Origin of the sequence: Flavobacterium sp. (assembly GCF_046317795.1) — a bacterium.
Taxonomy (GTDB): Bacteria; Bacteroidota; Bacteroidia; order Flavobacteriales; family Flavobacteriaceae; genus Flavobacterium.
On record NZ_JBKCVI010000082.1, the window covers coordinates 1 to 5,943 of the forward strand.

8 protein-coding genes and 1 pseudogene are annotated in these 5,943 nt (G+C 37.4%); all 9 read right to left on the reverse strand.

Features of this window, described 5'->3' with window-relative positions; translation table 11 throughout:
* The coding region (locus ACK5ON_RS04805) for a PaaI family thioesterase (RefSeq protein WP_409820382.1) at window positions 1–265 on the reverse strand (265 nt) is incomplete at its 3' end.
* Window positions 262–1,434 (reverse strand): 3-hydroxyacyl-CoA dehydrogenase NAD-binding domain-containing protein, encoded by a 1,173-nt coding sequence (locus tag ACK5ON_RS04810; protein WP_409820397.1) that lies wholly within the window; start codon window positions 1,432–1,434, stop codon window positions 262–264. The genes ACK5ON_RS04810 and ACK5ON_RS04805, both read right to left, overlap by 4 nt.
* 92 nt (window positions 1,435–1,526) lie before the next feature.
* A complete protein-coding gene (locus ACK5ON_RS04815) occupies window positions 1,527–1,883 on the reverse strand; it encodes a four helix bundle protein (RefSeq protein ID WP_396176055.1) in 357 nt (118 codons plus the stop codon).
* 80 nt (window positions 1,884–1,963) lie between these two features.
* Window positions 1,964–2,749 carry an enoyl-CoA hydratase-related protein gene (locus ACK5ON_RS04820; protein ID WP_409820385.1) on the reverse strand — a complete coding sequence of 262 codons (786 nt, stop codon included), beginning with the start codon at window positions 2,747–2,749 and terminating at the stop codon, window positions 1,964–1,966.
* 153 nt (window positions 2,750–2,902) lie between these two features.
* Window positions 2,903–3,403 (reverse strand): 1,2-phenylacetyl-CoA epoxidase subunit PaaD, encoded by a 501-nt coding sequence (gene paaD / locus ACK5ON_RS04825; protein WP_409820388.1) that lies wholly within the window; start codon window positions 3,401–3,403, stop codon window positions 2,903–2,905.
* A 92-nt stretch (window positions 3,404–3,495) separates the two neighbouring features.
* Entirely contained in the window at window positions 3,496–4,248 is a 753-nt protein-coding gene (gene paaC, locus ACK5ON_RS04830; RefSeq protein ID WP_409820391.1) for a 1,2-phenylacetyl-CoA epoxidase subunit PaaC, read from the reverse strand.
* A 92-nt stretch (window positions 4,249–4,340) separates the two neighbouring features.
* Window positions 4,341–4,622 carry a 1,2-phenylacetyl-CoA epoxidase subunit PaaB gene (gene paaB, locus ACK5ON_RS04835; protein WP_298120377.1) on the reverse strand — a complete coding sequence of 94 codons (282 nt, stop codon included), beginning with the start codon at window positions 4,620–4,622 and terminating at the stop codon, window positions 4,341–4,343.
* 69 nt (window positions 4,623–4,691) lie between these two features.
* Window positions 4,692–5,648: a 1,2-phenylacetyl-CoA epoxidase subunit PaaA gene (paaA, locus tag ACK5ON_RS04840; RefSeq protein WP_409820394.1), complete on the reverse strand. Its 957-nt coding sequence runs from the start codon at window positions 5,646–5,648 to the stop codon at window positions 4,692–4,694.
* A 168-nt stretch (window positions 5,649–5,816) separates the two neighbouring features.
* Window positions 5,817–5,943: pseudogene (locus tag ACK5ON_RS04845) on the reverse strand (phenylacetic acid degradation protein); the annotation flags it as partial.

Sequence of the window (5,943 nt, forward strand, 5' to 3'; positions counted from 1 at the left end):
CTTCTTTCAAGGTTTCGATATGATTAATGGATGTGTCTATGCTTACTGATTGTCGGCCGTGCGAATTAGAAGCAAAAGCCAAAGCGCTATCGGCAAGCGAATAGGTAATTCCACCGTGTGCGATGGCAAAACCATTGAGCATTTCTTTTCGAATGGTCATAGAGAGTGTACATGTTCCTTCTTCAATTGACTCTACGGTGATACCGAGCCATTGGCTAAAGAAGTCGTTTTGGAACATTTTATTTACAATTTCCTTGGGTATCATAAGTTGAAAAAAGTTTTTTTATCTTTTGCCATTCTTCTCAATAAAACGCTACACCGGTAACGGTCTTCGTGGTATTCGTTATACAAACTATCTAATTTTTCTACGCACCATTGTATTCCTAATTCGTCTGCCCAAGACAATAATCCCTTAGGATAATTTACTCCCTTTGTCATGGCATTATCGATGTCTTTTGCAGAAGCTATATTTAAAAACAAAGCATCAGCAGCTTCGTTGATTAACATAACAATTACACGATTGAATATGGTTTGTGCCAAGAATAAATCTTCAGTTGGCCTCTCGACTGCGCTCGAGGTAATCGCTTGTTGATTGTAATCATAAAAACCTTTGCCGGATTTTTTACCAAAAAAACCTGCTTCTGTCAAACGCTTTTGTGTGAATGACGGTTTAAATCTCGCATCGAAATAAAATGCTGTAAACACGCTTTCGGTCACCGCATAATTGACATCGTTTCCTATAAAATCCATAAGTTCGAATGGTCCCATTCGGAAACCTCCAATGGTTTTTAAACTCCAGTCTATGGTAGCAAAATCGGCTACGCCTTCTTCATATATTCGTAAGCTTTCGCTGTAATATGGTCGAGCCACACGATTCACAATAAATCCGGGTGTGTCTTTTACAACTGCAACAATTTTTTTCCAATTGGTTATGGTTTGGATGCTAGTTTTCAGAGTGGCTTCGCTTGTCTGCACGGCTGGAATAATTTCCACTAATTGCATCAAGGGTGCTGGATTGAAAAAATGAATTCCGATAACGCGCTCTGGTTTTTTACAAGATGCTGCTATAGAAGCGATTGATAACGATGAAGTATTGGTTGCTAAAATGGTTTCGGGAGAAACGTAATTCTCGAGTTCCGAAAACAAATTTCTCTTGATATCCAGATTTTCAACTATGGCTTCGATTACTATATCGGAATGTGATAATTCTCCTAATGTGTGTGCATAGGAAATGTTATTTTCGATTCTGGATTTTTCGTGCTCGTCGATTTTAGTTTTTTCTACTAATTTATACAGCATATTTTCGAGATTGGATTTGCTTTTGGCAAGCACATCGAGATTGGTGTCGTAAATTTTTACTTCACAACCTGCTGTTGCGGCTACTTGTGCGATGCCACATCCCATTGTTCCTGAACCGATTATTGCGATTTTCATTAACGATTGCTGATTAACGATTGCTTCGCCAGTTCGAGCAAAGCTCTCGGGTGCTGATTTTTGATTTTTTTCGTCCATTTTAAAATACACATCTATTTTTTTGAAGAAGCCGTTTTTACACTTGCAACAAAAATTGAAATTAGCTCATCATTTTCTTTTAACAACATATTTAATGAATCAATATCGGTAACCAATTCAGCTCCTTTTTGAATTTTCATATTGATAAAACTTTCTCTCAATTCCTTTAAACAAATTTTCATTTTGTGAAGAAAATCATTTGTTGATTCTCCACTTCTAGCTTCACCATAATTTAAAGCAGAAGAAGTTGCAGAACGAATTCGTTGTTTTGCTAAATGTTTAGAAGCAAAAGATTTATCAATTTTCTTACACATTATAATTACATCAACAGCAAACTGAATTAATCTATCTTCTAAATTTATTGGTTTCATATACTTACTTTTAATTCAAAAATCCTTCGCCAGTTCGATCATAGCTCTCGGGTCAACAATCAAAATTCGTTAATCGTTAATCAATTCCCTTTGAACTCTGGTTTTCTTTTTTCTACGAATGCTGTTACACCTTCATTATAATCAAATGATGAACTTGCTTCAATTTGTAAATCGCTTTCTAAAGCCAATTGTTGTTCCAAATTATTATTCATCGATTGATTTAATAATCTTTTGGTTAAACCTATAGCTTTTGTTGGCATTTGAGCTAAAGTTGTTGCCAATGTCATTACTTCTTCTTCGAATAATCCAGTAGGGAAAATTTTGTAAATCATACCCATATTTATGGCCTCTACTGCAGAAACCTTATCGCCTAACATCATTAATGCTGATGCTTTTTGGAATCCAATTAGTCTTGGCAAAAAGAATGTTCCTGCGCTATCTGGAATTAATCCGATTTTACTGAATGCTTGAATGAAAGATGCATTTTCAGAAGCTACAACTATATCACAAGCTAAAGCGATGTTTGCTCCTGCTCCAGCAGCTACTCCATTTACTGCACCAATAATTGGTTTTTCGATGTTTCTAATTTTTTGGATGATTGGATTGTAGTGCTCTTCAAGAATTTTACGAAAACCTGGATTTAATTCTGGATCGGTTACTTCTTTTAAGTCTTGTCCGGCGCAAAATGCTTTTCCATTTCCGGTGATTACTATTGCGCGAACATTTGAATCGTTTGCACAATTATCTAGAGTTTCTTGTAAAAGAAACGCCATTTCACGATTGAAACTATTGAAAACTTCGGGACGATTTAGATAAATCCACGCCACGCTATTTTCAATTTTTAACTCAATTGATTTGTTGCTCATACCTTATTTATTTTTTTTAACCATTAAGAAATTAAGGTTCATTAAGGTTCTATTTCTCGCAAAGTTACAGAGTCGCAAAGTCTAGTATAAATTGCAATTTTTCATTTCTTTAAAATCTTATTAAATTCAAAAGATTCCCGTTTTCACGGGAATTTATTTTAAACATTTAAAGTAGTCAAATGGCTCCAAACAATCTTCACATTGAAACAATGCTTTGCAGGCTGTTGACCCAAACTGACTTACTAATTTTGTATTCAATGATCCGCATTGTGGACACTTTACTACTTTTTTATTTCCCAATAATGCTGCTGCATCTGCCTCTGCTGATAGTGGGGAAGCAATTCCGTATTGTTCTAGTGCTGCTCTGCCTTTGGGTGTAATCCAATCGGTGGTCCAAGCCGGTGAAAGGATTAAATCTACTTTGGTTTCGTATCCTTTTTGTTTGAATGCTGATTTTATATCGTCACCAATTACATCCATCGCGGGGCAACCGCTGTAGGTTGGGGTAATTTCAATCTCAACTATACCCTTTACTATTTTTGCCGAACGCACCACACCCATTTCCATAATTGACAAGACTGGGATTTCTGGATCGGATACTGTTTCTAGTATTTCGAAGAGTTTTTGGTCGATATGTTCTGTTGTTTCTATCATTTGTTTAAACGCAAAGTGCAAGATTTTTACGCTAAGTTCGCAATAATAATATTTTTTATCGCAAAGAAGCTAAGGCGCAAAGCTTTTTATTTCTACCAATTCATATTTGGATAGGTACGTTGCATGTATTGCATTTCTGTTAAAATATAACCCATATGTTCGCTATGAATTCCTTGTTTTCCTCCTTTTTGAAAGTATTCTATTGTTGGCATTTGAAGCGTCGCTTCTTCTAAAATTTTGTTTACTTTATTGAAATAATTTGCTTTTAAGAGTGTAACATCGACTCCAATTCCATTGGCTACTATTGCTTTATCTGCTTCGGTTTGATGGAATAATTCATCGGTAAAAATCCATAAATCATTGATAGCGGTTTGAATTCTTTTATGACTTTCTTCGGTTCCGTCGCCTAATCTTCTAATCCAATCGGAAGAAAATCTAGTGTGATACAAAACTTCTTTTATGCTTTTTTTGGCTATGGCAGACAAAGTTTCGTCTTTACTATTTTGTAATTCTTCTAATAGCGCCAAGTGAAAAATATCAAACAAAAATTGTCTTGTGATGGAATAAGCAAAATCGGTATTCGGTTGTTCAACTAATAGAACATTTTTGTATTCTCTTTCCAAACGCAAAAAAGCGATAGTATCTTCGTTTGCATCTCCGCCTTGTAATTTGGCTGCATATTGATAATAACTGCGCACCTGACCGAGTAAGTCGAGAGAAATATTGGTCATTGCTATATCGGTTTCTAAGCTTGGTCCGTGACCGCAAAGTTCGCCGAGACGTTGTCCTAAAATTAGAGAATTATCAGCAATTCCGTAGATGTATTGAATTAAATTGTTGTTCATTTTTTGTTTTTTATTACATTAAGAAATTAAGAAAAATTTAGTTTAAACCATAAAAGACACTTAAGGTTATTTTGTGAAACTCATTTCAAATTCTACATGTGTTTTAATTCATCCGGTAGTTCATAGAACGTGGGATGGCGGTAGGCCTTGTCCTTTGCAGGTTCGAAAAGTTCAGCGCTGTCATCAGGATTTGATGCTGTAATTTGCGCCGATGGAACTACCCAAATACTTACGCCTTCCATTCTACGAGTGTATACATCGCGGGCATTTTCCAGAGCCATAGTGGCATCACTAGCATGTAGTGAACCGCAGTGACGGTGTTCTAATCCGTTTTTACTTCTAATAAATACTTCCCAAAGTGGCCAATTTTTCATACTCTTATAGTTTTCAGTCGCAGTCGCAGTTGGCAGTCTGAAAACTGAAAACTGAAACTGTGAACTAATTTATATTGCTTCCTTTACTTCCTTATTCGTTTGTTTTTCGGCGTAAGCCATCGCGGCATCACGCACCCATTTTCCTTTATCCCAAGCATTTTTGCGTGCTGAGATTCGTTCTTTATTGCACGGGCCATGTCCATTTACTACTTGCCAAAATTCATCCCAATCTAAATCACCAAATTCGTAATGTTTGGTTTCTTCGTTCCATTTCAAGGTTGGATCTGGAATGGTTAAGCCAATCATGTCGGCTTGAGGTACGGTTTGATCTACAAATTGCTGACGGAGTTCGTCATTGGTTTTGCGCTTTAATTTCCATTTCATGGATTGTTCGGTGTGAACGGAAGCAGCATCTGTTGGTCCCAACATCATTAAGGACGGAAACCACCAACGATTCAATGCGTCTTGTGCCATTGCTTTTTGTTCTGGAGTTCCTTCGGCCAGTGTCATCATAATTTGAAACCCTTGACGTTGATGAAAACTTTCTTCTTTGCATACACGAACCATGGCACGGGCATAAGGTCCGAAAGAGGTTGCGCACAAAGGCACCTGATTGATAATTGCGGCGCCATCCACCAACCAACCAATCGCGCCCATATCGGCCCAAGTTAATGTTGGATAATTGAATATGCTAGAATATTTCGCTTTACCTGAATGCAGTTGATCATACAATTCCTCGCGTGAAATGCCAAGGGTTTCGCAAGCGCTGTATAAGTACAAACCGTGACCCGCTTCATCTTGGATTTTGGCTAATAATGCTACTTTTCTTCTTAACGTAGGAGCGCGTGTTATCCAGTTTCCTTCGGGCAGCATGCCTACAATTTCGGAATGTGCGTGTTGCGATATTTGACGAATGTGTGTTTGACGGTATTTTTCGGGCATCCAATCTTTGGGCTCAATTTTTTCGTCGCGTGCGATGCGGGCATCGAATTGTTCTTCTAAATTTATTAATTTCTTTTCTGACATACTCTTCTATTTAGTGTTGAGTTATATTGTATTATTACTTTTTTTAGCCCCGACCTACCGGCAGGCAGGCAGGTAGTAGCGGCATCCTTTTGACTCGTTCTCAAAACGAAGCAAAAGATATAGCGGATAGCGGGATTTGCTACATATATTCATCGGCATAAATCCTAATTAAGCACCAAAATCGACTACAATCTTTTTTGACGTGGGTACGGCTTGGCAGCTTAGGGTGTATTTTTTTGCCACTTCGCTAGCATCGAGTGCATAATTCACTTTCATTTCGGCGGTGCCTTCTACG

What these genes read in the sequence shown, in the direction of transcription:
- paaC (WP_409820391.1), bottom strand. Translation starts at nt 4,248, where the DNA reads ATGAACAACAATTTAATTCAATACATCTACGGAATTGCTGATAATTCT.
- ACK5ON_RS04820 (WP_409820385.1), bottom strand. Translation starts at nt 2,749, where the DNA reads ATGAGCAACAAATCAATTGAGTTAAAAATTGAAAATAGCGTGGCGTGG.
- paaB (WP_298120377.1), bottom strand. Translation starts at nt 4,622, where the DNA reads ATGAAAAATTGGCCACTTTGGGAAGTATTTATTAGAAGTAAAAACGGA.
- ACK5ON_RS04810 (WP_409820397.1), bottom strand. Translation starts at nt 1,434, where the DNA reads ATGAAAATCGCAATAATCGGTTCAGGAACAATGGGATGTGGCATCGCA.
- paaA (WP_409820394.1), bottom strand. Translation starts at nt 5,648, where the DNA reads ATGTCAGAAAAGAAATTAATAAATTTAGAAGAACAATTCGATGCCCGC.
- paaD (WP_409820388.1), bottom strand. Translation starts at nt 3,403, where the DNA reads ATGATAGAAACAACAGAACATATCGACCAAAAACTCTTCGAAATACTA.
- ACK5ON_RS04815 (WP_396176055.1), bottom strand. Translation starts at nt 1,883, where the DNA reads ATGAAACCAATAAATTTAGAAGATAGATTAATTCAGTTTGCTGTTGAT.